Annotated in this window: 27 protein-coding genes; 9 read left to right on the top strand and 18 right to left on the bottom strand. The window is 63.7% G+C overall.

Annotation, left to right across the window (positions count from 1 at the left end):
- The first annotated feature begins 74 nt into the window (after positions 1 to 74).
- Complete coding sequence (locus CRO75_RS05470) at positions 75 to 1,289, top strand: aldose 1-epimerase family protein (protein WP_097134660.1); 1,215 nt, start codon at positions 75 to 77, stop codon at positions 1,287 to 1,289.
- Between the two features lie 6 nt (positions 1,290 to 1,295).
- On the opposite strand, the gene CRO75_RS05475 is transcribed toward CRO75_RS05470, so the two are convergent.
- From CRO75_RS05475 to CRO75_RS05515, 9 genes are all read right to left on the bottom strand, one after another.
- Positions 1,296 to 2,789 (bottom strand): YifB family Mg chelatase-like AAA ATPase, encoded by a 1,494-nt coding sequence (locus CRO75_RS05475; RefSeq protein WP_097134661.1) that lies wholly within the window; start codon positions 2,787 to 2,789, stop codon positions 1,296 to 1,298.
- A gap of 108 nt (positions 2,790 to 2,897) precedes the next feature.
- Positions 2,898 to 3,647 carry a phosphocholine cytidylyltransferase family protein gene (locus CRO75_RS05480; protein WP_097134662.1) on the bottom strand — a complete coding sequence of 250 codons (750 nt, stop codon included), beginning with the start codon at positions 3,645 to 3,647 and terminating at the stop codon, positions 2,898 to 2,900.
- A gap of 6 nt (positions 3,648 to 3,653) precedes the next feature.
- Positions 3,654 to 4,286 (bottom strand): gamma-glutamyl-gamma-aminobutyrate hydrolase family protein, encoded by a 633-nt coding sequence (locus CRO75_RS05485; protein WP_097134663.1) that lies wholly within the window; start codon positions 4,284 to 4,286, stop codon positions 3,654 to 3,656.
- On the bottom strand, positions 4,283 to 6,685 hold the full coding sequence (locus CRO75_RS05490; protein ID WP_097134664.1) for a PEP/pyruvate-binding domain-containing protein: 2,403 nt from the start codon (positions 6,683 to 6,685) through the stop codon (positions 4,283 to 4,285). Before CRO75_RS05490 ends, CRO75_RS05485 begins: the two co-directional genes overlap by 4 nt.
- On the bottom strand, positions 6,682 to 7,410 hold the full coding sequence (locus CRO75_RS05495; protein ID WP_097134665.1) for a formyltransferase family protein: 729 nt from the start codon (positions 7,408 to 7,410) through the stop codon (positions 6,682 to 6,684). Before CRO75_RS05495 ends, CRO75_RS05490 begins: the two co-directional genes overlap by 4 nt.
- Entirely contained in the window at positions 7,407 to 7,979 is a 573-nt protein-coding gene (locus tag CRO75_RS05500; RefSeq protein ID WP_097134666.1) for a hypothetical protein, read from the bottom strand. The genes CRO75_RS05495 and CRO75_RS05500 overlap by 4 nt, the downstream gene beginning before the upstream one ends.
- Entirely contained in the window at positions 7,973 to 8,500 is a 528-nt protein-coding gene (locus CRO75_RS05505) for an adenylyl-sulfate kinase (protein ID WP_097134667.1), read from the bottom strand. The genes CRO75_RS05500 and CRO75_RS05505 overlap by 7 nt, the downstream gene beginning before the upstream one ends.
- Positions 8,501 to 8,504: 4 nt before the next feature.
- On the bottom strand, positions 8,505 to 9,566 hold the full coding sequence (locus CRO75_RS05510) for a CDP-glycerol glycerophosphotransferase family protein (RefSeq protein WP_097134668.1): 1,062 nt from the start codon (positions 9,564 to 9,566) through the stop codon (positions 8,505 to 8,507).
- 235 nt (positions 9,567 to 9,801) lie between these two features.
- Positions 9,802 to 10,062, bottom strand: a complete 261-nt coding sequence (locus tag CRO75_RS05515) for an accessory factor UbiK family protein (RefSeq protein ID WP_007926648.1) — start codon at positions 10,060 to 10,062, stop codon at positions 9,802 to 9,804.
- 416 nt (positions 10,063 to 10,478) lie between these two features.
- On the opposite strand from CRO75_RS05515, the gene glnK reads away from it, so the two are divergent.
- The 4 genes from glnK to sutA all read left to right on the top strand — a co-directional run bounded on the left by glnK (position 10,479) and on the right by sutA (position 13,252).
- Positions 10,479 to 10,817, top strand: coding sequence for a P-II family nitrogen regulator (glnK, locus tag CRO75_RS05520; protein ID WP_002555808.1), 339 nt, complete (start codon positions 10,479 to 10,481; stop codon positions 10,815 to 10,817).
- Between the two features lie 35 nt (positions 10,818 to 10,852).
- On the top strand, positions 10,853 to 12,190 hold the full coding sequence (locus CRO75_RS05525; RefSeq protein ID WP_097134669.1) for an ammonium transporter: 1,338 nt from the start codon (positions 10,853 to 10,855) through the stop codon (positions 12,188 to 12,190).
- Between the two features lie 210 nt (positions 12,191 to 12,400).
- Entirely contained in the window at positions 12,401 to 12,826 is a 426-nt protein-coding gene (locus CRO75_RS05530) for a secondary thiamine-phosphate synthase enzyme YjbQ (protein ID WP_097134670.1), read from the top strand.
- A gap of 102 nt (positions 12,827 to 12,928) precedes the next feature.
- A complete protein-coding gene (gene sutA / locus CRO75_RS05535) occupies positions 12,929 to 13,252 on the top strand; it encodes a transcriptional regulator SutA (RefSeq protein ID WP_007926654.1) in 324 nt (107 codons plus the stop codon).
- Between the two features lie 103 nt (positions 13,253 to 13,355).
- Here sutA and CRO75_RS05540 read toward each other — a convergent pair whose 3' ends face one another.
- The 6 genes from CRO75_RS05540 to CRO75_RS05565 are packed head-to-tail and all read right to left on the bottom strand — an operon-like array spanning position 13,356 to position 17,942.
- Complete coding sequence (locus tag CRO75_RS05540) at positions 13,356 to 14,060, bottom strand: HAD-IA family hydrolase (RefSeq protein WP_097134671.1); 705 nt, start codon at positions 14,058 to 14,060, stop codon at positions 13,356 to 13,358.
- Positions 14,060 to 14,956 carry a tyrosine recombinase XerC gene (gene xerC / locus CRO75_RS05545; RefSeq protein WP_007926657.1) on the bottom strand — a complete coding sequence of 299 codons (897 nt, stop codon included), beginning with the start codon at positions 14,954 to 14,956 and terminating at the stop codon, positions 14,060 to 14,062. Before xerC ends, CRO75_RS05540 begins: the two co-directional genes overlap by 1 nt.
- Before the next feature lie 2 nt (positions 14,957 to 14,958).
- Positions 14,959 to 15,684 (bottom strand): DUF484 family protein, encoded by a 726-nt coding sequence (locus CRO75_RS05550; protein WP_097134672.1) that lies wholly within the window; start codon positions 15,682 to 15,684, stop codon positions 14,959 to 14,961.
- Positions 15,685 to 15,697: 13 nt separating this feature from the next.
- The gene (gene dapF, locus CRO75_RS05555) at positions 15,698 to 16,528 is read right to left on the bottom strand and encodes a diaminopimelate epimerase (protein WP_097134673.1); all 831 of its coding nucleotides are present in this window, start codon (positions 16,526 to 16,528) and stop codon (positions 15,698 to 15,700) included.
- A gap of 4 nt (positions 16,529 to 16,532) precedes the next feature.
- Positions 16,533 to 17,780, bottom strand: a complete 1,248-nt coding sequence (gene lysA, locus CRO75_RS05560; RefSeq protein WP_062824263.1) for a diaminopimelate decarboxylase — start codon at positions 17,778 to 17,780, stop codon at positions 16,533 to 16,535.
- A gap of 9 nt (positions 17,781 to 17,789) precedes the next feature.
- A complete protein-coding gene (locus CRO75_RS05565) occupies positions 17,790 to 17,942 on the bottom strand; it encodes a lipoprotein (protein ID WP_007926668.1) in 153 nt (50 codons plus the stop codon).
- Positions 17,943 to 18,181: 239 nt separating this feature from the next.
- Between CRO75_RS05565 and cyaY the strand changes: the two genes are divergently transcribed.
- The 3 genes from cyaY (at position 18,182) to rnk (ending at position 19,313) form a co-directional block, all read left to right on the top strand.
- Entirely contained in the window at positions 18,182 to 18,514 is a 333-nt protein-coding gene (gene cyaY, locus CRO75_RS05570; RefSeq protein WP_007926670.1) for an iron donor protein CyaY, read from the top strand.
- A 4-nt stretch (positions 18,515 to 18,518) separates the two neighbouring features.
- Positions 18,519 to 18,752, top strand: a complete 234-nt coding sequence (locus CRO75_RS05575; RefSeq protein WP_053263079.1) for a DUF1289 domain-containing protein — start codon at positions 18,519 to 18,521, stop codon at positions 18,750 to 18,752.
- A 147-nt stretch (positions 18,753 to 18,899) separates the two neighbouring features.
- On the top strand, positions 18,900 to 19,313 hold the full coding sequence (gene rnk, locus CRO75_RS05580) for a nucleoside diphosphate kinase regulator (protein ID WP_007926672.1): 414 nt from the start codon (positions 18,900 to 18,902) through the stop codon (positions 19,311 to 19,313).
- 17 nt (positions 19,314 to 19,330) lie between these two features.
- Here the strand turns inward: rnk and CRO75_RS05585 are convergent, their stop codons facing one another.
- The 3 genes from CRO75_RS05585 to CRO75_RS05595 form a co-directional block, all read right to left on the bottom strand.
- Complete coding sequence (locus tag CRO75_RS05585) at positions 19,331 to 22,180, bottom strand: class I adenylate cyclase (RefSeq protein ID WP_097134674.1); 2,850 nt, start codon at positions 22,178 to 22,180, stop codon at positions 19,331 to 19,333.
- A 176-nt stretch (positions 22,181 to 22,356) separates the two neighbouring features.
- Positions 22,357 to 22,602, bottom strand: a complete 246-nt coding sequence (locus CRO75_RS05590) for a TIGR02647 family protein (protein ID WP_007926676.1) — start codon at positions 22,600 to 22,602, stop codon at positions 22,357 to 22,359.
- 186 nt (positions 22,603 to 22,788) lie between these two features.
- A complete protein-coding gene (locus tag CRO75_RS05595; RefSeq protein WP_007926685.1) occupies positions 22,789 to 23,085 on the bottom strand; it encodes a hypothetical protein in 297 nt (98 codons plus the stop codon).
- Between the two features lie 125 nt (positions 23,086 to 23,210).
- Here CRO75_RS05595 and CRO75_RS05600 point away from each other — a divergent pair, with 125 nt between their 5' ends.
- Entirely contained in the window at positions 23,211 to 23,867 is a 657-nt protein-coding gene (locus CRO75_RS05600; protein WP_097134675.1) for a glutathione S-transferase, read from the top strand.
- Positions 23,868 to 23,897 lie beyond the last annotated feature (30 nt).

Raw genomic sequence — 23,897 nt, forward strand, 5'->3', positions numbered from 1 at the left:
TTGCGGAAATTAGGTTGCTGAAACGTTTCATCAGCGCTATAAAAATCCCACAACTCCAATAAAGGCATACGCCCATGACTCCGCTCCGACTGCTGGTCGCTCTTTCCGCGTTCACCGCTGCTTCCCATGCCATGGCCTGGGACTATGTCCTGCTCGATACCGACAAGGCCGCCCAGGATTTCCATATCACCAGCCAACAGCTGGGAGTAAAGACCGAACAACCCTTTTCCGTGACCCTGCGCACCCTGCATGGCGGGCGGCAGGAAGGGGTAAGCATTGTCGACATCGACAACGGTGCGATGAAGCTCTCGGTGGTGCCGACCCGTGGCATGAACGTGCTGCAGGCTTCCGTCGGCAAGGTGCGCATGGGCTGGGATTCGCCGGTCAAGGAAGTGGTCAACCCGGCGTTCATCGAGCTTAACGGTCGCGGCGGCCTGGGCTGGCTGGAGGGTTTCAACGAACTGGTGACCCGCTGCGGCTACGAGTGGGTCGGGCACCCGGGGATGGATAACGGTGAGTTGATGACCCTGCACGGTCGCGCGGCGAACATCCCGGCGAACAAGGTCACCCTGCATATCGACGAGAAGCCGCCATACGCCATCAGCCTGCGCGGCGAGCTCAAGGAACAGGCGTTCAAGAAGGTCGATTTCTCGGTGGCCACCGAGCTGGTGACCGAGCCGGGCAGCGTCAGTTTCGCCCTCAACGACACCCTGACCAACAACGGCGACTATCCGAAGGAATACCAGGCGCTGTATCACAGCAACTTCAGCACGCCGTTCCTCGAAGAGGGGGCGAAGTTCGCCGCTGCGGTGAAGCAGGTGTCGCCGTTCAATGACAAGGCCAAGGCCGACCTTGCCGATTGGCAGACCTACCGCGGCCCGACCCGGGATTACGACGAGACTGTCTACAACGTGGTGCCGTACGCCGATGCCCAGGGCGATACCCTGACGGTGCTGCACAACAAGGCCGGCAGCCTCGGTGTGGCGGTGGGCTTCAATACCCGGCAGTTGCCGGTGTTCTCCCTGTGGAAAAACACCGATACCCAGGGCCAGGGCTACGTGACCGGCCTGGAACCGGGCACCAGTTTCTCCTACAACCGTCGCTACCAGCGTCCGCTGGGCCTGGTGCCGACCATCGAGGCCGGGCAGAGCAAGCAATTCCAGATCCACTACAGCCTGCTGGCCGACAAGGCGGCTGTGGATAAGTCCCTGGCCGAGATCAGCCAGATCCAGAACGGTCGGAAGACCGAAGTACAGCCGACGCCGCTGGTGGACCTGAGCAAGGAGTGATTCTCCTCAACTCGCGGCCGGCCGGTATTGCAGCGCTTCGGCCAGGTGCTCGCGGCTGATCTGCTCGGCCTGCTCGAGGTCCGCCAGGGTACGGGCGACCTTGAGCAGGCGGTGGGCGGCGCGCAGGGACAGGGTCAGGCGTTCGCAGGCGATTTCCAGCCAGCGCTCGTCGGCTGTGGATAACTGGCAATGCCGGCGCAGGCCCGGCAGGTCGAGAAAAGCATTGGCGCAACCCTGGCGCCGTTGTTGCCGCTCCCTGGCGCGGGCCACCAGGGCCGCGGCTTGCGCGGTGTTATCCCCAGCCTGGGGCTTGGGGTTGAGGGCGGTGCTTTCCCGGGCCACGGTCAGGTGCAGGTCAATGCGGTCGAGCAGCGGCCCGGAGAGTTTGTTGCGATAACGCTGGATCTGCTCCGGGGTGCAGCGGCAGCGGCCACTGGGCTCGCCAAGATATCCACAGGGGCAAGGGTTCATCGCCGCCACCAGCTGGAAACGCGCCGGAAAATGCACCCGGTCGCGAGCCCGGGCGATGACGATCTGCCCAGACTCCAGCGGCTCGCGCAGCACCTCCAATACCTTGCGATCGAATTCCGGCAACTCGTCGAGAAACAGCACACCGTGGTGGGCCAGGGTAATTTCCCCGGGTTGTGGTTTCGAGCCTCCACCCACCAGGGCTGGCCCTGACGCAGAGTGGTGCGGCTGGCGAAACGGTCGCTGCGGCCAATGGCTCAGCGGAGTATGGCTGGTGACCGACTGGATGGCGGCCACTTCCAGGGCTTCCTGCTCCTCCAGCGGCGGCAACAGGCCGGGCAGGCGGCTGGCCAGCAAGGTCTTGCCGGTGCCCGGCGGACCACTGAACAGCAGGTTGTGCGCACCGGCCGCGGCCACCAGCAGCGCGCGTTTGGCGGCCAGCTGGCCCTGTACTTCATTCAGGTCGGGGTAGGGCCGGTTCTGGTAGAGCAGGCCGTCCGAAACATAGGGTTCGATCGGTGTATGGCCGTTGAAATGCGCAACGGCTTCCAGCAAGTGCTCGACGGCAATCACCTTCAGTCCCGACGCCAGGCAGGCTTCCTCGGCATTCGCGCGCGGCACCATCAGCGTGCGTCCGGCCTGGCGCGCGGCCAGGGCCGCCGGCAGCACACCGCGCACCGGACGAACCGCGCCGGAAAGCGCCAGCTCGCCCAGGCATTCGACGTCCTCCAGGGCCAGGGTCGGCACCTGCACGCTGGCGGCGAGAATGCCCAGGGCAATGGCCAGATCGAAGCGCCCGCCGTCCTTGGGCAGGTCGGCCGGGGCGAGGTTGAGGGTGATGCGCCGGGCTGGAAAATCGAAGCCGGCATTGAGAATGGCGCTGCGCACCCGGTCCTTGCTTTCCTTGACCGCCGCTTCGGGCAGGCCCACCAGGGTCAGGGCCGGCAGGCCGTTGGCCAGATGGACTTCGACCGACACGGCCGGCGCTTGCACGCCGGTCTGGGCACGGCTGTGGACAATGGCCAGAGACATGACTCGTTCCTTGAGGCTGGGAAACCGCGTCCTGCGGTTGTGCAAGCCTAGCCCCGGCCGGAGCATCGCCGCGCCGGAAAATCGGCTCAGGATGTTGCGGCGAGTGGCTCAGCTGCGCCAGTCGTGGGACCAGCCCGGTTGGGCGATGCGCTGTTCGTACAGGGCGATGTCCGACTGATTGTCGACTTCCACCCAACCGCCACGAATGGCCACGGTGGCGATAGCGGTTCCGGCCTGGAGCAGGGCGCGCAGCAGGCTGGTCATGTCCAGTTTGTCGATCTGCTGCTCGCTCATGCCGGCCAGCAGCGCCCGGACCTGGCTCCAGCCCGCGGGGGTGAATTTCAGCAGGCCCATGTACTGGCCTTCGATTTCCTCGTGGCTGGCGACCCTTTCACCGATACCCAGCAGTTGGCCGGCCTGTTGGCGGAAGCTTTCGGCATCGCTGAGGGGGTCATCGAAACGCGTCGACCACAAGTCCCACCAGTCGAGATCGTAGGTGATGCTCAGGGGCGCCTGGGAGGCCATCAGGTCGCGGACGATGTCCGGTCGATAGACGATGTCGCCGTAGCACACCAGGGTCGGTTCGCTGGACAGCAGGGCGTCGGCGCGTATCAGGCTGCGCACCATGTTGCTGCTGGCCCAATGCGGGTTGTACAGCCGGCTCTGGCCGTAGCCTTCAAGGGCTTCGCTGCAATAACCGCTGACCAGATGCACCTCGTCGACCCCGGCGTTTTCCAGGGCCTGCAACTGCCATTCGAGCAGCGGCTTGCCAGCCAGGCGGGCCAGGGGCTTGGGTTGCGCGGCGGTCAGGTGTTTCAGGCGGGAGCCGCGGCCGGCGGCGAGAATTACGGCTTTCATGTCAGGTCACTCAAAGAGCCATTGGCACAGTTGTCGATCGGCTTTGTCCAGCGCTGCTTCGCGCTCGGGATGCCACATGATGCCGGCCACCTTGAGGTGGGTATGCACCAGGGCCTCGCAGGTCCCGGCAGCGTCCAGGGCCCAGGGGCGCAGGGCGGCGGGCAACGGGTCGAGCAACTGTTTGCCGTGGAAGGAATTGACCGATCGCGAAGCCGCCTGGCCTTGTAGCCAGGGCAGCTCGTCGGCGGCCAGCACGGTGATGAGGTGGCGTTGCGCGACGTGCACGTCACGATCGGCATCGGCCAGCCGGCCGCCGAAAAAGCTGTGGATCAGTTGCAACCCGCGGCAGACCCCCAGCACCGGCAGCCGCTCGGCCACGCAGTGGGCCAGCAGCGTCTGCTCGCTCTGATCGCGCAACGGGTCGCTGCCGAGATCGTCGCCGCCGCTGAAGATCACGCCTTGCACGCCCTGGGCCCGGGCATAGGCCACGGTGTCTTCGCCCAGGTTGGGCAGCAGCAGCCATTGGTGGCCGCAGCCGAGCTCGGTGAAAAAGCGGTACCAGTCCCTGGCCAGGCCATCGCGCGGTTCGTCGTAGGCCTGCGGGTTGCAGGTTCTCAGGGTGATGCCGAGACGTTTCATGGCTGCACCGGGCTCAGGGTCTTGTCGCGACAATTGAGGGCGATGCGCGGGCTGCGCAGGATCCGGTTGAACAGCTGTTCGCCGCAGCCGATGGCCGCCGGAATGCCGAACTCGGCGCAGCGGATGGCCATGTGCGAGTTGGCCCCGCCGTACTGGGTGACCAGCCCGGCGATGCCGCGGGTGAAGACCCAATCGTAGCCGGGGTCGGCATTCTCGATGCAGACGATCTTGCCCTTGAGCGGCGCCGAGGCCGGGGTGTCCTGGCGCAGTTCCATGCCGATGGCTTCGACGTTCTGCCGGGTGATGAAGTTGGGCAGGCTGCGATGCAGCGGCGCGACGAACACATCGTCGACCGCGCTGATCAGGTGCCCGAGCTTCAGCGAGATGCCCTGTTCATAACTGCGCCGGGCCTGGCTGGCCGACTCCAGCAGGACCCGATCAGTGTCATCCATCAGTGGCGCGGTGAGGCTGTCGAGCAGCGGGTGGATATCGAGAAAGGACAAGTCTTCCCTGGCCAGGCCGACGTCGGCGCCCCAGCTCACCAGCAATTGCAGGGCATCGGACAGGTCCCGGGTGAACACCAGCTTGGCGTATTCCCGGGCCTGGATGGCCTGGCTGGCGTAGTCCAGCAGGTGTTCGGTCGACAGCGGCCAGCCCTGCTCGTCAATCAGCCGTTGCAGGGCCTGGCGTTCTTCGGGTTGCAGCTGGAATGCCGTCTGCGGGCTCTCGCCGTGACCCAGCTCGACGGTCGCGGCAGCGAACAGGTCGTGGCGCTCGTCGTAGCGCAGTGAGGTGATGTCGTAGGTGCCGGGGCGCAGATGACCGAACTTGGCGACGAACGCCGGCAGGGTACGGGCATCGGCGCAGACCTGGGCGTATTCGCGCGTCAATTCGGTGGTTACGGTGTGGATCGATTGCTTCCAGGCCAGCAGGCGCTCGTTGCTCAGGGCGCCCCGGCGGCAGGCCGAACGCAGCAGGGCCTCGGCGATGAACGCATGCCGGGCAAGCATGGCGAACGGCAGCGTGCCTTGCTCGCGACAGTCCAGCAGCAGGCGGTGGATGCTGTCGAGGTCGGCCGGCAGGGCGTCGAGGCGCCGGCTTTGCTGCCGGCGCTCATGGGTGCGCACCCGATCGAGCAAGGGCGGCAGCGCGCCGGCTCCCTCACTGCTCAGCGCCCGCAGCGTCAGTTGGTCGAGGGCCGTGCGATAGGCCCGTTGTTCGACGGCGCTGAGGCTGTCGCCATAACGCTCGGCGAAGTCGGCGTCGAAGGTGAAGTCCAGGCAGGTCTGGACGACTTCGAACTCGACCTTGTCGTGCCATTGCGGATGGGTCTGCAGGCGCTGCAGCCAGGCATTGACCAGGCGAGTGCACAACCCCGGTTCCAGGCCCGCCGGCAGGAATGAGTTGAAGCTGCAGCGCACGTCGATATACGGGTGATGGCCGAGCATCACCATCAGGGCCTGGTGTCGCGGGTGGTGGTAACCCATCAGGGCGCGGGCTTCGCGCCAGGTCGAATCCGTCACCAGGCGCCGATACAGCGAGGCCGCCAACGGGCGCGGGGTGGTGCCGATGATTTCCGCCGGATTCCAGTCAGGCATCACCCCCAGCAGGGTGCTATCGCCATACAGGCCGGCCTGGGGCGCCAGGCGTTTGGCCAGGAAGCGCTGGATGTGCTCCAGCTGGCGCGCCACCCGCCGTTCGGTGACCGGGTGCCAGGTGTTGCACAGGGTGATGCGCCGCACCTGCAGGACATAGACCTGCTGGTGGTGGTCGACGGCGAACTCGATGTCCAGCGGCACGTTACCGCAGAGCGTTTCCAGCTCCCGGCAGGCATCGATCACTGCCTGCAAGCGCGGGGAGCGCAGCTGGGCGCTCTCGGTGTCGCGGTACACCAGCACGGTTTTCTGGATGCCCTGGCCGCCGGTAATGGTATCGGTCAGGCCGCTCTCGTCGTCGTAGTTCACCACGTAATAAGGGGCGCCATGCTCCAGGTCGTGGGTCATCACCACGCCGCTCATCTGGATCGAGGTCAGCATCGGCTGGATCAGGATCTGGTTGTCCTCGCAGCGGTGCTCGGCAAAAGACGCGATCACCTGTTCGATGGCGACGCTCAAGGCCCGAGGGTCGGTGATACTGACATTCAGGCAACTGGTGAACAGGCCGGCCATGGAACTGTTGACGCTGTCTTCGTTCTGCGCGCTGCTGCGCACGATCACGAAAAAGCCGTCAGGCTCCAGTCGGGCAATGTTCTGCAGCACGTCAGCGGGATCGTCCCGCCATTGCCGGGCGGTGAAAAAGTACAGCGGCAGGATGTGCGAACGGGTGACCCGCGGCTGCAGGCGCTCCAGGGTTTCGGACTTGGTCCCGAAACGAACGATGTTTTCGGCGACCGGGTTCATGGCGCGTCCTTGTGTTTGTCCACCGCCAGCAGGGCCAGGTGTTTGAGCAACGGGTGAATGATGAAGTAAGGCGGCTTTTCGGCTTCGGCCGGCAGGGGCCGCAGGGCTTGGGCGCCTTCGCGTCGCCAGTGGCCGAGGACTTCCACCAGCAGGTCGGCGCGGATCGCATTGTCATACAGGTAGTCGACATCCATGCCCGGCGGGGGCAGGGGATAGGTCTTGCGCGCCAGCACCGGGCCGGTGTCGATCTGCTCGTCGAGCAGCAGGGCGCTGGCGGCGCACTCACGCTGCTCGATGATCTGGTAGTACAGGGTGGTGCTGCCGCGATAGTCCGGCAGCCAGCCGGAGTGGATATGCAGCACCGGGTAGCGACTCAGCAGGGCCGCCGGCACCAGTTGCCCGCCGTAGCCGGAGTAGACGACCAGGTCCGGCGCCTGGCGGGCGATCAGCGCGAGCAGTTGTGGATCGTCGAGAGCCTGGGCCGGGCACACCTCGTGGGGCCAGTCCAGGGCCGCCAGGCAGGTGTCGAGGTCCTGGCTCAGGTCCGGGCAGAACAGCTCTGCGAGAGACTGTACCTGCAACTCGCGGGTGGTCTGTAACGAGCCGCCGCCCTGACCGTAGACAATCACCGCTTCAGGTTCGATCCCGGCTGCCGCCAAGCCTTGCAGGTAGGCGACCGAGCGTGCGGTGCGGGCGCAGAGGATCAGCAGGCGAGCGCGGTTCATAGGCCGGCCTCCCGGGCGACTGTGGCCAGCACCTGTTGTTCCTGGGTCAGCAGCCAGGCCAGGTAGGCGCCCTGGTCCGGGGCGAGGCGGCCCTGCTGCGACACCAGGGTATCCGTCAGCTTGAGCAGGCCGCTGAGGTAGTAGGCCGCGCCGCTTGCCTGCCAGCCGTGCAGCATGCACTCGGCCAGCAACAGGTAAGGCTGTGCGGACCCATAGCTGCCATGGGGCAGCGGACGGTGCGGAGCCGCGGCTTCGTAGCCGGCATACAGACGTTTGCTCACTTCGAATTTCTTCAGCAGGCGCGGCAGCCAGTAGGTCGCCAGCGGGCCGGAGACGCCAGCGCCCGCGCGCATTTCCAGGCACAGGTGGCCCAGCAGCGCCGTGCTGTCCCCGGCGTGCGCCGGGCCTTGCGGATATAGCGCAGGCAAGGCTGGCGCCGGCAGGTGGGCGCATGCAGCCAGGCGCGAGGCGCGCCAGGCGTCGACGAAGGCTTCACCCTGGAAACTGCTGTAGCGATAGGTCTGCGGGGTTTCCAGCAGGTCCCCGTCGCTGTAGGCGTAGTTCAGCATGATGGTGGATACCCACAGAGCTGGCGAATGCGTTCCACATAGCCCGGGATGTCGTCGGGCTCGTGACGGTTATGCAGCACCAGGTCCGGGCGTTGCGGCGGCGGATACTCGATGTCCACGCCCACCACGTTGCTCTGTTCGCCCCGCAGGGCGGATTGATACAAACCCTTGTTGTCACGGCTGATCAGGGTGCTCAGCGGCACCTCGACGAACACTTCACGGTAGCTGGAGAAACGCTGGCGGTTGTCGTCGCTGATGTCCTGGAACATCGATAGGATGCAGCAGACCACATCGATGCCCTGGCTATCGAGCCAGCCGCACAGGGCCTGGATCCGCTCGGCGTTGACCCGGCGTCCGGCGACGCTGTAGGCGTCCGCCTGCTGGTCATGGCGGAACAGCGCGCGAATCTCGTCGCCGTCGACGAATACGGTCTGCGGCCGTTGCGCTTTCAGGCTGGCATACAGGGCCCGGCCAATCGTGGTTTTGCCCGCGCCCGACATGCCGACCAGCCAGATCACCATGCTTTCACCCCTGCTTGAGTATGTTTTCGATGTTGCGCAGCGCCAGTACCGCCAGCTCCGCCGAGAAACCATAGCTGGGGGCGAAGTAATGGCGACGCAGGCGCTGACGGACCGCGGCCTGCCGTTGCCAGAGGCTCTCGTCCCCCAGCAGGTCGGCCAATTGCCAGCGCGCCTCGGGGTCGAGGTTGACGATGTCGTTGCGCAGCAGCACATCGGGCGATTCCTCGCCGGTCAGCGCGTCCTGCTCGGCGTCCGGTACGTTCAACAGCAGCAGGTTCTTGTCCAGGTACAGGGCGCCGAACGCGGTTCCGCCGTAGTCCGAAACCACATAGTCGGCGCAACGGAACAGGCTGAGGTTGTCGTAGACGCGGGTAATCACCGCAGTGAACGCGTATTGCTCGAGCAGTTTCAGCGCCTCGGGATCGGTTTCAACCGACAGCGGATGGGTCTTTACGATGACGTTGTAGCGATCGCACAACCCGGCCATGGCGTCGGCGAAGCGGCTGATCGACGACAGCTCCAGCCAGGTCGGCAGCCACAGCACGGTCTTTTTCGTCGGGTCCAGGGCCAGGTCCGCCGGATGCTGGCCTTGCAGCGAGGTTTCGCGGAAGTAGGCGTCGTAGCGCGGGTAGCCCATCTGGAAGGTCACGGCGTCGCAGCATTCGCGCAGGCGCTCGGCCTGCCAGGGGCCGAAGCACAGGATCAGGTCGTAATACCGGTTCCAGCTGGAGAAGTTGTGTTTGTACTTGCCCAGGGCGTACATGAAGCGCACCTGTCGATGGCCCAGCGCCTTGATCATCGGCTGCGAGCCGTGGTCGTACATGCTGTGGTTAGAGACCACCACGTCATAGCGGTGATTGGCCTTGATCACATCCAGGCTGCCGTGACAGCTGTAACCGAGGCCGCCGATGAGTTCGCGGCTTTGCGCGCGCTCTTCATGGGTGCCATGCAGGACCACATCGAAAGCGTCGGCCCCGAGCAGGCTCCAGACCGCCTGATAGTGATTGAGCATCTCGGCGGTATGAACGAAGAAGGCCAAGCGGCTGAAGGGTTTTGGCGCGGTCATAGGGCTACCTGGTGCACAACGAAGAATAAGTCGAGGCAAGCGTTGGCGTTGCTTGGCGGTGTCGTAGGGCATGGCTCGCCCAGAGGGTGGCCAGGATCGCAAACGCTGGACATGTTATCGGCGGAGCAGGCGGGAAATGAACGGGCAGGGCGGAAAATCTTTACTGGCGGGGCCGGCTCGACCGGCGGCAGGCACTGCACGGTCGAGCCTATGCACAAGGGCGCGGTCGAGGTGGTTATTGCTCGCTCGGGTTGAGCTTGGCTTCCAGCTCGGCGACCTTCGCCTCCAGGCTCTCCAGGCGGGCCCGGGTGCGGGCCAGGACGACCATCTGGCTGTCGAATTCTTCCCGGCTGACCAGGTCCAGCTTGCTGAAGCCGCTTTGCAGCAGGGCCTTGAACTGGCTTTCGATTTCGGCGCGGGGCAGTGGGGTATCGCCGCTGAACAGGCGGGCGGCATGGCCGCTCAGGGCATCGAGGAGGTCTTTGGGCGCGAGCATGGGAAGTGTCCTGAAAACAATGGCGGGCAGTGTATCACGCACTGTCTATAGTCAATTGGCAGGCGGGGACGCACGCTTTTCGCGCATCGCGCCGGGCAGTGGCGCACCGTTGTTGTGCGTATCCGTGGCGATGATGGTGAAGTGGTTTCTGTCGTGGCGGCCAAGGGACTGAAATCAGTGGGTTTTCGCGAGATGGCAAGGTTTCTGCTTAGTCCCCGATGACCCATGCACTGATGCAGTCGCTGTGACGAATGCAGTGCGGCAGGCGGAGCGGGGAAGTGTTTCGTCAGCAGCGGTTAGCTGGCGTCGGTCTGGTCGAGGAAGGCCGACGATGCGTTACAAAGCCAGGCACTGCGCTTAGACTTGAGTCGGGTTTGTTTTCCTGGGGCAAGTCCACCAATTCGGGAGAAAGTTTCATGAAGCTAGTCACTGCCATCATCAAGCCGTTCAAGTTGGACGACGTGCGCGAGTCGCTGTCCGAGATCGGCGTGCAGGGCATTACCGTTACTGAGGTCAAAGGCTTCGGCCGGCAGAAGGGGCACACCGAGCTGTATCGCGGCGCGGAGTACGTAGTCGACTTCCTGCCCAAGGTGAAGATCGACGTCGCCATCGACGACAAGGATCTTGATCGGGTCATCGAGGCGATAACCAAGGCCGCCAACACCGGCAAGATCGGTGACGGCAAGATCTTCGTGGTCAATCTGGAACAGGCTATTCGCATCCGTACCGGCGAAACCGATACCGACGCCATCTAAGCCGCCCCAAACCCAACGCCCCAGGAGAAAACAATATGACTCTGCGTAAAATCGCAGGGCTAGGAGCCCTGTTGTCCCTCGTAATGCCTGGCCTGGCCATGGCGGCGGACGAAGTGGCAGCCCCAGTCCTCAACTCCGGCGACACCGCCTGGATGCTGACCTCGACGGCCCTGGTGCTGTTCATGACCATTCCCGGCCTGGCGCTGTTCTACGGCGGCATGGTGCGCTCGAAAAACATTCTTTCCGTGATGATGCAGTGCTTCGCCATTACCGGTCTGATCAGCATCCTGTGGGTCATTTATGGCTACAGCATCGCGTTCGACACCACCGGCATGGAGCAGGGCGTCGTCAACTTCAACTCCTTCGTCGGCGGCCTGGGCAAGGCGTTCCTGGCCGGCGTCACCCCCGCGAGCCTGACCGGCCCGGCGGCGCTGTTCCCCGAGGCGGTGTTCATCACCTTCCAGATGACCTTCGCCATCATCACCCCGGCGCTGATCGTCGGTGCCTTCGCCGAGCGGATGAAGTTCTCCGCCATGCTGATCTTCATGGCCATCTGGTTCACCCTGGTCTACGCGCCGATCGCGCACATGGTCTGGTCCGGCAACGGTGGCCTGATGTGGGACTGGGGCGTGCTGGACTTCGCCGGCGGCACCGTGGTGCACATCAATGCCGGTGTCGCCGGCCTGGTGGCCTGCCTGGTGCTGGGCAAGCGTAAAGGCTTCCCGACCACCCCGATGGCGCCGCACAACCTGGGTTACACCCTGATGGGCGCGGCCATGCTGTGGATCGGCTGGTTCGGCTTCAACGCCGGTTCCGCCGCCGCCGCCAACGGCACCGCCGGCATGGCGATGCTGGTAACCCAGATCGCCACCGCCGCCGCGGCGTTGGGCTGGATGTTCGCCGAATGGCTGACCCACGGTAAGCCAAGCGCTCTGGGCATCGCCTCGGGTGTGGTTGCCGGCCTGGTGGCGATCACGCCTGCCGCTGGCACCGTAGGTCCGATGGGCGCCCTGGTGATTGGCCTGGCAGCGGGCGTGGTGTGCTTCTTCTGCGCCACCACCCTGAAACGCAAGCTGGGCTACGACGACTCCCTGGACGCCTTCGGTGTGCACGGTATCGGCGGCATCCTCGGCGCGATCCTCACCGGCGTGTTCGCCGCGCCATCGCTGGGCGGCTTCGGCACCGTGACCGACATCGCTGCGCAAGTGTGGATCCAGTGCAAAGGCGTGGGCTTCACGGTGATCTACACCGCGATCGTGACCTTTATCATCCTCAAGGTGCTGGATGTGGTCATCGGGCTGCGTGTCACCGAGGAAGAAGAGTCGGTCGGCCTCGACCTGGCGCAACACAACGAGCGCGGTTACAACCTGTAATCTCGCCCGAAAAAATGCCCGGCTTGCCGGGCATTTTTTTGTCTGCGTTTTGTCATTGAGAGACAGCTGAAAGGTTTTTTCCAGAGCGTGTCAGCCAGTTTGATGACTGCTTTTTTTTCGGGTCAATGACTTACAGCATTGGAGGAATATTCGGCACTTTGTTTTTTTCCAGAGCGCGCTAGAATGCGCGCCGAATGTGCGGAGAACTGTATGTGGCAACAGACTCTGATTACCCTGCGGGCAAGGTCCCGGGGCTTTCATCTGGTAACGGACGAGTTGCTCGCCGGCCTGCCTGAACTGAAGGCATGTCGGGTCGGTCTGTTGCATTTGTGGCTGCAGCATACCTCGGCCTCGTTGACCATCAACGAAAATGCCGACCCTGCGGTTCGTCGTGACTTCGAGCGTTTCTTCAACTCCCTGGTGCCTCAAGGCATGGCCGGGTATGAACATGACGACGAAGGGCCCGATGATCTGCCGGCGCACTTCAAGGCCAGTTTGCTAGGCTGTCAATTGAGCTTGCCGGTATCGGCGGGTCGCTTGGCGTTAGGCAGCTGGCAAGGCGTTTATCTGGGCGAGCATCGCGATCATGGCGGTGCCCGCAAAGTCCTTGCCACCTTGCACGGTGATAAGGCATAAGCCGCTGGTTATCAGTGGATGTTGATTTTTTTCCAGCGGCCTTCGACAGTCGGCTCAGCTGGGCTATAACTAATCTGCTTTTCGCAAGTCATGAGGTAGAACATGAGCGACGATGATCTGGAAAACGACGACCTCGAAGTAGGCGACGAAGACGAAACCGAAGAAGGTCTTGAAGCGGCCGCCGACGATGTGGCGGAAGACGACGGCAGTGATGTTCCTGCCCCGACCGCCAAAGGCAAGGCCAAGGCTGCCGTCTCGGTAGACGAGCTGCCGAGTGTCGAAGCCAAGAACAAAGAGCGTGATGCACTGGCGCGCGCCATGGAGGAGTTCCTGGCCCGTGGCGGTAAAGTGCAGGAAGTCGAGGCCAATGTGGTTGCCGATCCGCCCAAGAAGCCTGATAACAAGTACGGTAGCCGGCCTATCTGAGTGCCTGCTACTTGCTTGCTGAAAAAGCCCGCCGTCGCTGCGGGCTTTTTCATGGGCGTTTGTTGGCGAGATGCGGTGTTGCAGTGATTGCGACAGCGTCCGATCAGGCGCCGTTGTGCCAGCGCGCCAGCAGTTTCGGCAGCTCGGTCAGGCTGCGGATTTCCGCATCCGGCAACCGATCCGCTTCCCAGGTCTTGCCGGCCGGGTTGAACCAGATGGCCCGCAGGCCGGCCTGCTGCGCCCCGGCGATGTCGTCGCCCGGGTGATCGCCGATGTGCACGGCGGTGTCCGGCGTGGCTTCGCCCCGTTGCAGGGCCTCGTGAAACAGCCGTGCATCGGGCTTGGCGATGCCGATGTCTTCGGCGCACAGGGCGAACTTGAAATAATCCGCCAGCCCCAGGCGGCGCACGTCGGCGTTGCCATTGGTGACCACGCCCAGCGCGAAGTGGTTGGCCAGCGCCTCCAGGGTCGGCAGCACCTCGGGAAAGATATCCAGCTGGTGCCGCGCATGCAGGAACACTTCAAAACTCTGGTCGGCCAGGGCATTGGCCTGGCCCTGGTCGTAGCCGGCTTCCTCCAGCGCATGAAACAGCACCCGCCGGCGCAGCGCGCTGATGCGGTACTTGAGCCCCGGCTCGTTGTTCAGCACCCGCTCACGGATGGCCCAGAGATGCTCCACCGGTACGCCGCCCAGTTGCGGGGCATGGTCGGTCAGCCACTGGCGCAGCACGGCTTCGGCACTGACGATCACGGGCGCGGTATCCCACAGCGTGTCGTCGAGGTCGAAGGTGATCAGCTTGATCGTCATTACTCACCGCCTTTGTTGCGTTTGGCCCGTGGGTGGGCGCTGTCGTAGACCGCTGCCAGGTGCTGGAAGTCCAGATGGGTATAGATCTGGGTGGTCTTGATATCCGAGTGCCCCAGAAGTTCCTGTACGGCGCGCAGGTCCTGGGAGGATTCCAGCATGTGGCTGGCGAAGGAGTGTCGCAGCATATGCGGATGCAGGTTCTGTCCCAGCTCGCGCTCGCCGGCGGCCTTGACCCGCAGCTGGATCGCCCGGGGGCCCAGGCGTCGGCCCTGCTGACTGACGAACACCGCGTCGTCCGGTGGATTGCTCAGCGCCCGCAGCGGCAGCCACAGCTGCAGCGCCTCGCGGGCCTTCTTGCCAATCGGCAGGACCCGGGTCTTGCTGCCTTTGCCGTGGACCTGCACCAGGCCATCGGCCAGGTCCAATTGTTCGAGGTCGAGGCTGGTCAGCTCCGACAGGCGCAGCCCGGAGGAATAGAACAGCTCGAGAATCGCCTGGTCGCGGTGCGCGAGGAAATCATCCTCCACCGCGCCATCGAGCAATTGCAGCGCGCGATCGGTGTCCAGGGTCTTGGGCAGGCGGCGCTCGCCCTTGGGTGGCGCCAGGCCGTTGGCCGGGTCGTGATTGCACAGGCCTTCGCGGTTCAGGTAGTGGTACAGGCCGCGTACGGCGGAGAGCAGGCGCGCCAGGCTGCGAGAGGATTGGCCCTGCTGGTGCAGGCGCGCAATCATGCTGCGCAGGCCCTGGATGTCCAGGTCGGACCAGCTGCAAACCTGCTGCTTGGCGCAGAAGGCCAGCACTTTTTCCAGGTCGCGGCGGTAGGCTTGCAGCGTATGGGGCGACACTTGGCGCTCACTGCGCAGGTGCTCGCAGTAGGCGTCCAGTTGTCGTTCCATGGTCAGCGAACCGAGCGTAGCGAGTGAGTGAAACGCGGCAGCACGCGGCCCATGACTTCGGCGATATAGCTGAGGAACAGCGTCCCCACCGAGCTTTTGTAGTGCTGCGGATCGCGGCTGGCGATGGCCAGCACGCCGTGAATGCCCTGATGGGCGATGGCGACCACGGCGCTCGAGCCGATCTGCTGGCGCTGTTCTTCGCCGAACAGGAAGTCCAGCTCATGCTCGCGCAGGCTGCCGCTGATGCTCTTGCCTTCGGTCAACAAGCCGCCGATGGCGGTCTGGGCATCGGCCGCGGTGACCCAGCGGCCCACCGGCATGGCACTGTCGCTGAACAGGATCAGGCTCACGAAAGGCACCTGGAAGTCCTGGCGCAGGCTGTCTTCGACGCTCATCACCACGTCTTCCAGGCTGTTGGCATCCATCAGCGCGAGAATCAGGCGGCGGGTCTTCTCGAAGAGCCGGTCGTTGTCCCGGGCCACGTCCATCAACTGCGAAAGCCGGTGGCGCATCTCGATGTTGCGCTCGCGCAGGATCTTCATCTGCCGCTCCACCAGCGAGATGGTGTCACCGCGCTGATGGGGAATGCGCAACGCCGGGAGCAGTTCTTCATGCTCGACGAAGAAGTCCGGATGAGCCTCCAGGTACGCGGCAATCGCCGCCGCCTCGAGGTTTTCGGCAGGAGATTCGTCGCGCTTTTCGGCTGGAACCTGAGGCTGATCAGTCATGGTTTTCGCTCATTCAAAGACGCACCTGTCCTTCGTATACGCGCACTGCCGGGCCGGTCATCTTCACCGGTTGGCCAGGGCCTGCCCATTCGATGGACAGGCGCCCGCCCGGCAGGTCGATCAATAGCGGCGAATCCATCCACCCCTGGCTGATCGCGGCCACTGCGGCAGCGCAGGCGCCGGTACCGCAGGCCTGGGTTTCCCCGGCGCCACGTTCCCAGACCCGCAGCTGCGCGCGCTGACGGTCGATGACCTGGATGAAGCCGACATTGACCCGGGCCGGGAAGCGCGGGTGAAGTTCGATCTTCGGCCCCAGCTCATGCACCGGCGCGCTGTTGATGTCGTTGACCCGCAGCACCGCATGGGGGTTGCCCATGGACACCGCGGCCAATTCGACGGTCTGGCCATCGACTTCGACCTGGTAACTCAGGGCCTGGGCCGGCGCCACGAACGGAATCTGCTCGGGCACCAGGCGTGGCGCGCCCATGTCGACGCTGATCTGACCGTCGTCGCGCACATCCAGTTCGATGATGCCGCTTTTGGTCTCGACGCGGATCTGGCGCTTGGTGGTCAGGCGCTTGTCCAGCACGAAACGGGCGAAACAGCGCGCACCGTTGCCGCATTGCTCCACTTCGGAGCCGTCGGAATTGAAGATCCGGTAGCGGAAATCCACGTCCGGATTACTCGGCGCCTCGACGATCAGCAATTGGTCGAAACCGACTCCGGTGTTGCGATCGCCCCATTGCTTGGCATGTTTGGGCAGGATGTGCGCGTGCTGGCTGACCAGGTCGAGGACCATGAAGTCATTGCCCAGGCCGTGCATCTTGGTAAAACGCAGCAGCATGGTTTTACTCCGGCAGCAGGCTTTCGCCAGCAAACAACTCGGCTACCGTCTCGCGGCGACGCACTTCAACAGCCTGTTCACCATCGACCAGCACTTCAGCAGCGCGACCGCGGGTGTTGTAGTTGGAGCTCATGACGAAACCGTAGGCACCGGCCGAATGCACGGCCAGCAGGTCGCCTTCTTCCAGGGCCAGCTGACGTTCCTTGGCCAGGAAGTCGCCGGTTTCGCAGATCGGGCCGACGATGTCGTAGGTACGTGCCTGGCCATCGCGCGGGCGCACGGCGCTGACGTCCATCCAGGCCTGGTACAGGGCCGGGCGGATCAGGTCGTTCATGGCCGCGTCGACGATGGCGAAGTCCTTGTGTTCGGTGTGCTTGAGGTACTCGACCCGGGTCAGCAGTACCCCGGCGTTGGCGACGATGAAACGGCCGGGTTCGAAGACCAGTTCCAGGTCGCGGCCATCGAGGCGTTCGCGCACGGCCTTGACGTAGTCGGCGGCCAGCGGTGGCTCTTCATCGCGATAACGCACACCCAGGCCGCCACCGAGGTCGATGTGGCGCAGGTAGATGCCGCACTCGCCCAGGCGGTCGACCAGGTCCAGCAGACGGTCGAGGGCATCGATGAAGGGCGCTAGGGTGGTCAGTTGCGAGCCGATATGGCAATCGACGCCGACCACTTCCAGGTTCGGCAGCTGTGCCGCGCGGATGTACACGTCTTCGGCATCGGCGATGGCGATACCGAACTTGTTTTCTTTCAGGCCGGTGGAAATGTACGGGTGGGTGCCAGCATCGACATCCGGGTTGACCCGCAGCGAAACCGGCGCGCGAACGTTCAGTTCGGCGGCGACCTGTTGCAGGCGTTCCAGCTCGTCGCTGGACTCGACGTTGAAGCAGTGCACGCCGACTTCCAGGGCGCGACGCATGTCGTCACGGGTCTTGCCGACACCGGAGAAGACAATCTTGTCGGCCGCGCCGCCAGCGGCCAGGACGCGTTCCAGCTCGCCCCGGGAGACGATGTCGAAACCGGCGCCCAGACGCGCCAGGACATTCAGTACACCCAGGTTGGAGTTGGCCTTTACCGCGAAGCAGACCAGGTGCGGCATGCCGGCGAGGGCATCGGCGTACGCGCGGTACTGCGCTTCGATATGCGCTCGGGAATAGACGTAGGTCGGCGTGCCAAAGCGCTCGGCAATGGCGGACAACGCTACACCTTCCGCGAACAGCTGCCCGCCGCGGTAGTTAAAAGCGTCCATGGGGTTCCCTTAGTTGGTGTCGTGCTTATGCGACTGCGAGTGACCTTGGTCTTCAGGGGATTTGCTGTCATCGGGAAGATACAGCGGGCCTTTTTGACCGCAGGCAGTGACAAGGCAGGCAACCGCGACGAGCGCAGCAAGGGAAGAGATCAGGCGCTTCATGGCGAAATCCTTGAGAATGCGTTAATTGCGCCCGAGTATACCGGCCACCCGACGGCTTGCCTATGCGCTGGAACACCCGTCTGGCGGGCCTTTGCCCCGGGCGCAGGGGCTGGGCGTGGCGGCCGCGGGGATATTTTCTCTGCCGCCCGCGCCCTTGGACGGTATCCTTTGCATTCGCCCGGATGCGCCCGTATCTTGCGGCGCTTGAGCGTGAGTAGACACTTTTCGAGGTTCCCGCAATGAGTTTGACTGAAGCCCGTTTCCACGACCTGGTCGATGCCACCCAGCAGACGCTGGAGGACATTTTCGAGGAGAGTGACCTGGATATCGATCTGGAGAGCTCCGCCGGTGTGCTCACCGTCAAGTTCGAAAACGGCAGCCAGGTGATCTTCAGCCGCCAGGAACCGCTGCGCCAGCTGTGGCTGGCCGCGCGCTCCGGTGGTTTCCACTTCGACTACGACGAAGAAAGCGAGCGCTGGATGTGCGACAAGAGCGAAGAGCAGCTGGGCGAAATGCTCGAGCGCATCGTCCTCGAGCAGGCCGATATCAAGCTCGAGTTCGAAGGGCTCTGAAACCGTGACGCCAACCGCCCCGGCGCGCCCGCCCAAGCCGTTGTACAGCAATGTCAGCCCGGCCGTAGCCTCGCCCTGCATCAGCCTGTGCCGGCTGGATGAGGAAAAAGTCTGCAAGGGCTGTTTCCGGCATGTCGAAGACATTCGCGAATGGCGCTCGGCGGACGATGAGCGACGTCGAGTCATCTGTCGCCAGGCGCTGGAGCGCAAGCGGGCGGCGGCGCCCGGTATGGGCTAGCCCGGGCACAAAAGCCCGGCGGCTTGTTTATTTGTGCTGCTGTGGTAGTGTCCGGTTACGCCTCGCCACATCGAGGCCAGTGAAAACCCCGTCTTATCTGGACGGGGTTTTGCTTTTTTGTGCCGAAAAAAGGAGTCTGCCTGGATCATGAGCACCGCACCTTCCATCATTCTCACCCGCCTCGACGTGCAGCGTCTGGAGCGCCTGATCGACAGCCTGGACGACACGCTGCCTGGCGTCATTGCGTTGCAGACCGAGCTGGATCGCGCCGAAACCCTGGTGGGCCACGATGAAGTCCCGCCTGGTGTCGTGACCATGAATTCGCGTGTGCATTGCCGCGAAGAGGGCAGCGGCAAGGACTATCACCTGACCCTGGTGTATCCGCAGGACGCCAACGCCGACGAGGGCCGGATTTCTATCCTGGCGCCGGTGGGCAGCGCCTTGCTCGGTTTGCAGGTCGGGCAGTACATCGACTGGCCGGCGCCCGGCGGCAAGACCCTGAAGCTGACCCTGCTGGAAGTGGAATACCAACCCGAAGCGGCTGGCGACTTTCACCTCTGAAGGGCGCCGCTGACCGGCTAGACCTGCTCGAGTGCGTCGTTCAAGGCGCGCTCCAGGTCGGCCTTGTAGCGCAGGTAGAGATTGCTTGAGCCATGGTGGTCACCGAGCAGGCCGGACAGGTCCAGGTCGGTGATATAGCAGCGATAGCGCTCGGTTTCGCGACGCTGGCCGACAATCTCCTGGGCGACCGCGGCGAACAGCTGGTCGCCATGCTCCAGCTCGGAAAACTCCCGTTGATTGCAATACAGAGTGACCTGCACCTGCCCCGGTGCGGCTTTGCCGATGATGCCCTGCACGTCATAAAAGGCTTTGTTCGCTGGTGTCTGTGGTGCCGGGCGTGGCTCGATTCGACGGGCCCTGGTGCTGCCTGAGGGCAATATCTGGTAATACAAAATATCCAGCGGCACCAGAACCTGGGAGGCCTCCATTGGCAGTTGGGCATCGCGCCGGTAGAGGATCGACTGCAGGAAGCGTTGCAGGGGAACCAGCAGGCTCTGTTCGTCGTGGTAGGGCAGGCGTTGCTGCCAGAGCGCATCGAATTCATCCAGCACGTACAGCTCGGCCTGAGCCTCGACGACACGGTAGAACACCTGGATGCAGTCGGGCTGGCCCATCGGCAGGATCAGCGCCAGGTCGTGTTCTTCCAGAGCCATTGGGTCCAGGTGCAGCGGGCTGTAGCTCGACTGTTCTTCGCCGAGGTAGTCGATCAACGCTGGCAGGCTTGCCAGTGCCACATGATTGACCTGGCCCGGCACCAGCTCCAGCACGTGGTAATGCTGTTGGACCTGGATCAGGTAGCGGTGGTTGAGCTGGCTGAGCAACAGGTTCTGCGCCGTGTCGAACAGCTCTTCGACCCGTTGGGCAATGAACTGCGCGCGGTTGTGGCAGAAGCAGCGCACTCGCAGCTTCGGTTGCTCAGGGCCGCGCGGCAGGTTGTTGAGGTAGTCGCGCAGGCAGTCGAGCAGGGCATGGGCGCCGTCGTAACGGCCGACTAATACCTCGTTCCAGCTGTTGAGCGTCACCTGGTCGAGGGTCAGCACCAGGTTTTCCCGCACCCCGGCGTAGCTCAAAGAGTCGGTGCGCTCGGTGGTCATCAGGATGTTCAGGTCGCGGTGATGCTTGAGCGGGTCGCGGCCGACATTCACCAGGATCAGCACTTCGCTGGGCGCGCTGCTGTGCAGCAGGCGTTCTTCGCTGACGGTGCCCAGGGGCAGGGCGATGGTCTGTTGCAGGCTGCCCAGCAGATTGAACAGCTCGAACTCGCTCAAGTCGCTGCTGCCCGGGTGCAGTGCCAGGCGCGTGCTGCTGTCGATCACGCCGTTGCGATGGCACCAGGTCAGCAGCTCCAGGAGTTCGCGGCTGCGCTTGATCGGCGCGAAGTGTTCCCACTCCAGGGCAGTCAGGCTGCCGTTGTACAGGCCCCAGTGGGTTTGCCCCGGTTCTTTCTTGTTGGGCGACTGCACCAGGGTCAGGGTGTCTTCGGCCAGGTCCGGGGCAATGCCGGGGTTGATGAACTCGATCTTGCCGGCCTTGCGTTCAAAGGCCGCGTACAGGCGGCGGCCGAGGATATTCAGGTCGCGCTTGTTGACCAGGCCGAGGGTCTGCTCGCTACGGGCGAACTGCGTCAGGAAGCGGTAGCTGTAGTTCAGTTCGTTGACCAGGGCCCGGCGTTCGGCGCTGACCTGGCGGACTTTCCACTGGCTGCGGCTGTCGAGCATTGCCAGCTGGCGTTGATCCCAGCCCCATTCGTGGGCCAGCCGTTCGAGCAGCGAGCGCTGCCAGCTGGGGTTGCGCGCGCCGTTGTTGCCGGTGAGCTTGCGGTTGACCTTCAGATACAGGCTACGCCGTACCAGCTCCAGGCGCTCCGGTTCGCCACGGGCCTTGAGGTATTCCTCGATGCGCCGGTAGACCACGATGTACGGGTCCAGCTCGTCGAGGTCCAGGCGATTGGCGAACACCGCCTGTTTGAAGCGCAGGCTCAGGCATTCCACACGCGGGTGTTCGCTGGCGTAGACCTCGGTCAGCAGCAGCTTGAGCACCGACTTGTACGGCGACTCGATGCCCTTGAACAACTGCCAGAGCCCGGCGCCGATGAATTCGCCCGGCGGAATATGGGCCAGATGGCCAAGGTCGAGGTTTTCGTCGGCAGGGATGAAACGCTTGGACAAAAGCGTATGGGTGTACTGCTGGTAGCGGGCTTCTTCGTACACCGGCACCAGCCACCACAGTGGCGTACGCCCGGCCAGCCAGATGGCGGTGCGATAGAACTCGTCCAGCAGCAGATAGTGCTGAGTGGTGCCGCAATCGTCCGAGCTCAGTTGGGTGTCGCGATCGCCACGGACAAAGCGGCTGGGATCGATCAGGAAGAAGTGCGCCTCAGCGCCCTGGCTGGCAGCCCAGGTTTCCAGCAGCAGGCATTTCTTGCGCAGTTCGGCGAGTTCGTTTTCGCCGAGATCGGGCGCATGGCAGACCCATACATCCATATCGCTCTGGTCAGCCTGGGCCAGGGTACCCAGGCTGCCCATCAGGAACAGGCCATGGATAGGGCGTGGTGCGTTGCCGGGCCGGGCTTTATAGGAAAACGAACGGGTCAGGCGCTGGGCTTCGTTGAGCGTCGGCGTGTCGGGTTCGTAGTTCGACAGCCCGGCGGGCGTGCCGCCCGACACATAACCCGGCAATAACGGGTGGTTGACGTGAAAGAACAGCGGCAACAGGTTGAGCACCAGTTGCTGGCGCGGCGACAACCCCTCCATGGCCCGGCCCAGGCGCCCTTCGTTGAGCTTCAGAAAGCGCGCGCGCAGCTGGCTGAGAACCTTGCGATCGATTCCCTCGTCCAGATCTGGGCGGATTTCATGGGTGCGGGTCATTCAAACAGGCTCGAGAAGCTTGAACGTGGGAAGTCTTATAGGCGGAGGAGTTTACAGCCAGTCGAGGGCGAGCTTTAAGCTGAATTTTATTTTTGACGTCAGAGTTCCAGCGGGCAACTGGAGCTTGCCCGCGGAATCCGACAGGCGGGGATTCCGAGGGCCGTAGGGGAGAGCGTTCAGGCGGCTTCTTTGACCGTCAAAATGGTCAGCAGGCCTTGGGCATGCTCAGCGGCATCGCGGCCCAGGCTGGTCAGGTAACCACCATCGGGCTGGGTAATGAGCTCTTTTTCGAACAGGCGTCGTGCGGCGGCGATAGCTTGGGGGGCAGCGGTCTGATGGATTTTCAGGCCTTCCTGGGAACTGTCCAGGTTGAAGAGTGCAAGGATTTCCAGTTCGGCAACCAACTCAGGGGTATACGACATAAGGACTCCAGACTTTCTAGGAATTAGACGACAGCGTCCTTAAGGTGACCGCAGTTGGGCAGCCTGTCCAGTGTCCGCTGCGGACTTTTACGCCCCTGGGCGGCGGTATTTGGCCGCAGGGCGCGTACCAGTGTAGTCAAGGCTCGCCATCGCGCCGGCTAGGGGCGGACGCGAGGCGTGGCGGGCTTATTTCTTCTCGGGCGGCAGCTCGGGCAGGGCGCGCAGCGCGGCTTCGTACCATTGGGTGTCGAACGCGCGGTCTTCTTCGAGGATCGCGTCGATTTCCACCGCCAGGACGTGAGCCATGAGGTTGAGGATTTCGTCACGCTCATAGCCGACCAGGGTCAGCTTGTTGAAGGTGGCCTTGGCCGCGGGCGGGTTGTCGCTTTCGATCTGGTTTTCGATCGCTTCGATCAGAGTGTTTTCGGCGAACGCTTCTTCGTCGCTGTCGTCGTTGCTGGTACCGGGGGTTGGCTCGCTCATGGCAGGCTCCTCAAGGAAAGGTCGCCAGTTTACCCGTATTCAGGAGCCTGATGCTGCTGGCCAGTCGGCTGTCGAGGATCTATAAGAGTGGCTGCCAACCCCGCGCCCGGCCTGGAGGCTATGTGATGCTCAAGCTTTATGGATTCGCCGTCAGCAATTACTACAACATGGTGAAACTGGCATTGTTGGAAAAAGATCTGCCTTTCGAAGAGGTGCCGTTCTACGCCGGGCAAAGCCCTGAGGCGTTGGCCATCAGCCCGCGCGGCAAGGTGCCGGTGCTGGGGGTGGAGCAGGGTTTTATCAATGAAACCAGCGTGATCCTCGAATACCTTGAAAGCCAGCCTGGGCCGGCGCTGCTGCCCAGTGACCCGTTCGCGCGTGCCCAGGTGCTGGCGTTGGCCAAGGAGATCGAGCTTTACATCGAGTTGCCGGCGCGGGCCTGTTATGGCGAGGCGTTCTTCGGTATGGCGGTCCCCGAGGCCATCAAGGAGAAGTCCCGCAATGAGTTGGTGCTGGGATTCGCCTCGCTGGCCAGGCACGGCAAGTTCGCCCCTTATGTGGCGGGCGGCAGCCTGAGCGTGGCGGACCTGTATTTCCTGTACAGCGTGAGCCTGGCCTGCGCGGTAGGGCAGAAACTGTTCGGTGTGGATTATCTGGCCGAGATACCGGCAGCCAAGGCCTTGATGGCGCGCCTGGAGCAGATGCCCAATGTGCAGCGGGTCGCGGCGGACAAGGACGCGGCGATGCCGCAGTTCCTGGCGATGATCGCCAGCAAGAAGTAGGAAGGTTTCAGGTCACTGACTGCGGGCAAG

The sequence above is a fragment of the Pseudomonas sp. LAMO17WK12:I10 genome (assembly GCF_900215185.1).
GTDB classification, from domain to species: domain Bacteria; phylum Pseudomonadota; class Gammaproteobacteria; order Pseudomonadales; family Pseudomonadaceae; genus Aquipseudomonas; species Aquipseudomonas chlororaphis.

What these genes read in the sequence shown, in the direction of transcription:
- cyaY (WP_007926670.1), top strand. Translation starts at nt 18,182, where the DNA reads ATGAGTTTGACTGAAGCCCGTTTCCACGACCTGGTCGATGCCACCCAG.
- CRO75_RS05505 (WP_097134667.1), bottom strand. Translation starts at nt 8,500, where the DNA reads ATGGTGATCTGGCTGGTCGGCATGTCGGGCGCGGGCAAAACCACGATT.
- CRO75_RS05470 (WP_097134660.1), top strand. Translation starts at nt 75, where the DNA reads ATGACTCCGCTCCGACTGCTGGTCGCTCTTTCCGCGTTCACCGCTGCT.
- CRO75_RS05490 (WP_097134664.1), bottom strand. Translation starts at nt 6,685, where the DNA reads ATGAACCCGGTCGCCGAAAACATCGTTCGTTTCGGGACCAAGTCCGAA.
- CRO75_RS05480 (WP_097134662.1), bottom strand. Translation starts at nt 3,647, where the DNA reads ATGAAAGCCGTAATTCTCGCCGCCGGCCGCGGCTCCCGCCTGAAACAC.
- CRO75_RS05565 (WP_007926668.1), bottom strand. Translation starts at nt 17,942, where the DNA reads ATGAAGCGCCTGATCTCTTCCCTTGCTGCGCTCGTCGCGGTTGCCTGC.
- CRO75_RS05530 (WP_097134670.1), top strand. Translation starts at nt 12,401, where the DNA reads ATGTGGCAACAGACTCTGATTACCCTGCGGGCAAGGTCCCGGGGCTTT.
- dapF (WP_097134673.1), bottom strand. Translation starts at nt 16,528, where the DNA reads ATGCTGCTGCGTTTTACCAAGATGCACGGCCTGGGCAATGACTTCATG.
- CRO75_RS05525 (WP_097134669.1), top strand. Translation starts at nt 10,853, where the DNA reads ATGACTCTGCGTAAAATCGCAGGGCTAGGAGCCCTGTTGTCCCTCGTA.
- glnK (WP_002555808.1), top strand. Translation starts at nt 10,479, where the DNA reads ATGAAGCTAGTCACTGCCATCATCAAGCCGTTCAAGTTGGACGACGTG.
- CRO75_RS05475 (WP_097134661.1), bottom strand. Translation starts at nt 2,789, where the DNA reads ATGTCTCTGGCCATTGTCCACAGCCGTGCCCAGACCGGCGTGCAAGCG.
- CRO75_RS05585 (WP_097134674.1), bottom strand. Translation starts at nt 22,180, where the DNA reads ATGACCCGCACCCATGAAATCCGCCCAGATCTGGACGAGGGAATCGAT.
- xerC (WP_007926657.1), bottom strand. Translation starts at nt 14,956, where the DNA reads ATGGAACGACAACTGGACGCCTACTGCGAGCACCTGCGCAGTGAGCGC.
- CRO75_RS05485 (WP_097134663.1), bottom strand. Translation starts at nt 4,286, where the DNA reads ATGAAACGTCTCGGCATCACCCTGAGAACCTGCAACCCGCAGGCCTAC.
- CRO75_RS05515 (WP_007926648.1), bottom strand. Translation starts at nt 10,062, where the DNA reads ATGCTCGCGCCCAAAGACCTCCTCGATGCCCTGAGCGGCCATGCCGCC.
- CRO75_RS05590 (WP_007926676.1), bottom strand. Translation starts at nt 22,602, where the DNA reads ATGTCGTATACCCCTGAGTTGGTTGCCGAACTGGAAATCCTTGCACTC.
- lysA (WP_062824263.1), bottom strand. Translation starts at nt 17,780, where the DNA reads ATGGACGCTTTTAACTACCGCGGCGGGCAGCTGTTCGCGGAAGGTGTA.
- CRO75_RS05500 (WP_097134666.1), bottom strand. Translation starts at nt 7,979, where the DNA reads ATGCTGAACTACGCCTACAGCGACGGGGACCTGCTGGAAACCCCGCAG.
- CRO75_RS05600 (WP_097134675.1), top strand. Translation starts at nt 23,211, where the DNA reads ATGCTCAAGCTTTATGGATTCGCCGTCAGCAATTACTACAACATGGTG.
- CRO75_RS05550 (WP_097134672.1), bottom strand. Translation starts at nt 15,684, where the DNA reads ATGACTGATCAGCCTCAGGTTCCAGCCGAAAAGCGCGACGAATCTCCT.
- CRO75_RS05540 (WP_097134671.1), bottom strand. Translation starts at nt 14,060, where the DNA reads ATGACGATCAAGCTGATCACCTTCGACCTCGACGACACGCTGTGGGAT.
- CRO75_RS05595 (WP_007926685.1), bottom strand. Translation starts at nt 23,085, where the DNA reads ATGAGCGAGCCAACCCCCGGTACCAGCAACGACGACAGCGACGAAGAA.
- CRO75_RS05510 (WP_097134668.1), bottom strand. Translation starts at nt 9,566, where the DNA reads ATGACCGCGCCAAAACCCTTCAGCCGCTTGGCCTTCTTCGTTCATACC.
- CRO75_RS05495 (WP_097134665.1), bottom strand. Translation starts at nt 7,410, where the DNA reads ATGAACCGCGCTCGCCTGCTGATCCTCTGCGCCCGCACCGCACGCTCG.
- sutA (WP_007926654.1), top strand. Translation starts at nt 12,929, where the DNA reads ATGAGCGACGATGATCTGGAAAACGACGACCTCGAAGTAGGCGACGAA.
- rnk (WP_007926672.1), top strand. Translation starts at nt 18,900, where the DNA reads ATGAGCACCGCACCTTCCATCATTCTCACCCGCCTCGACGTGCAGCGT.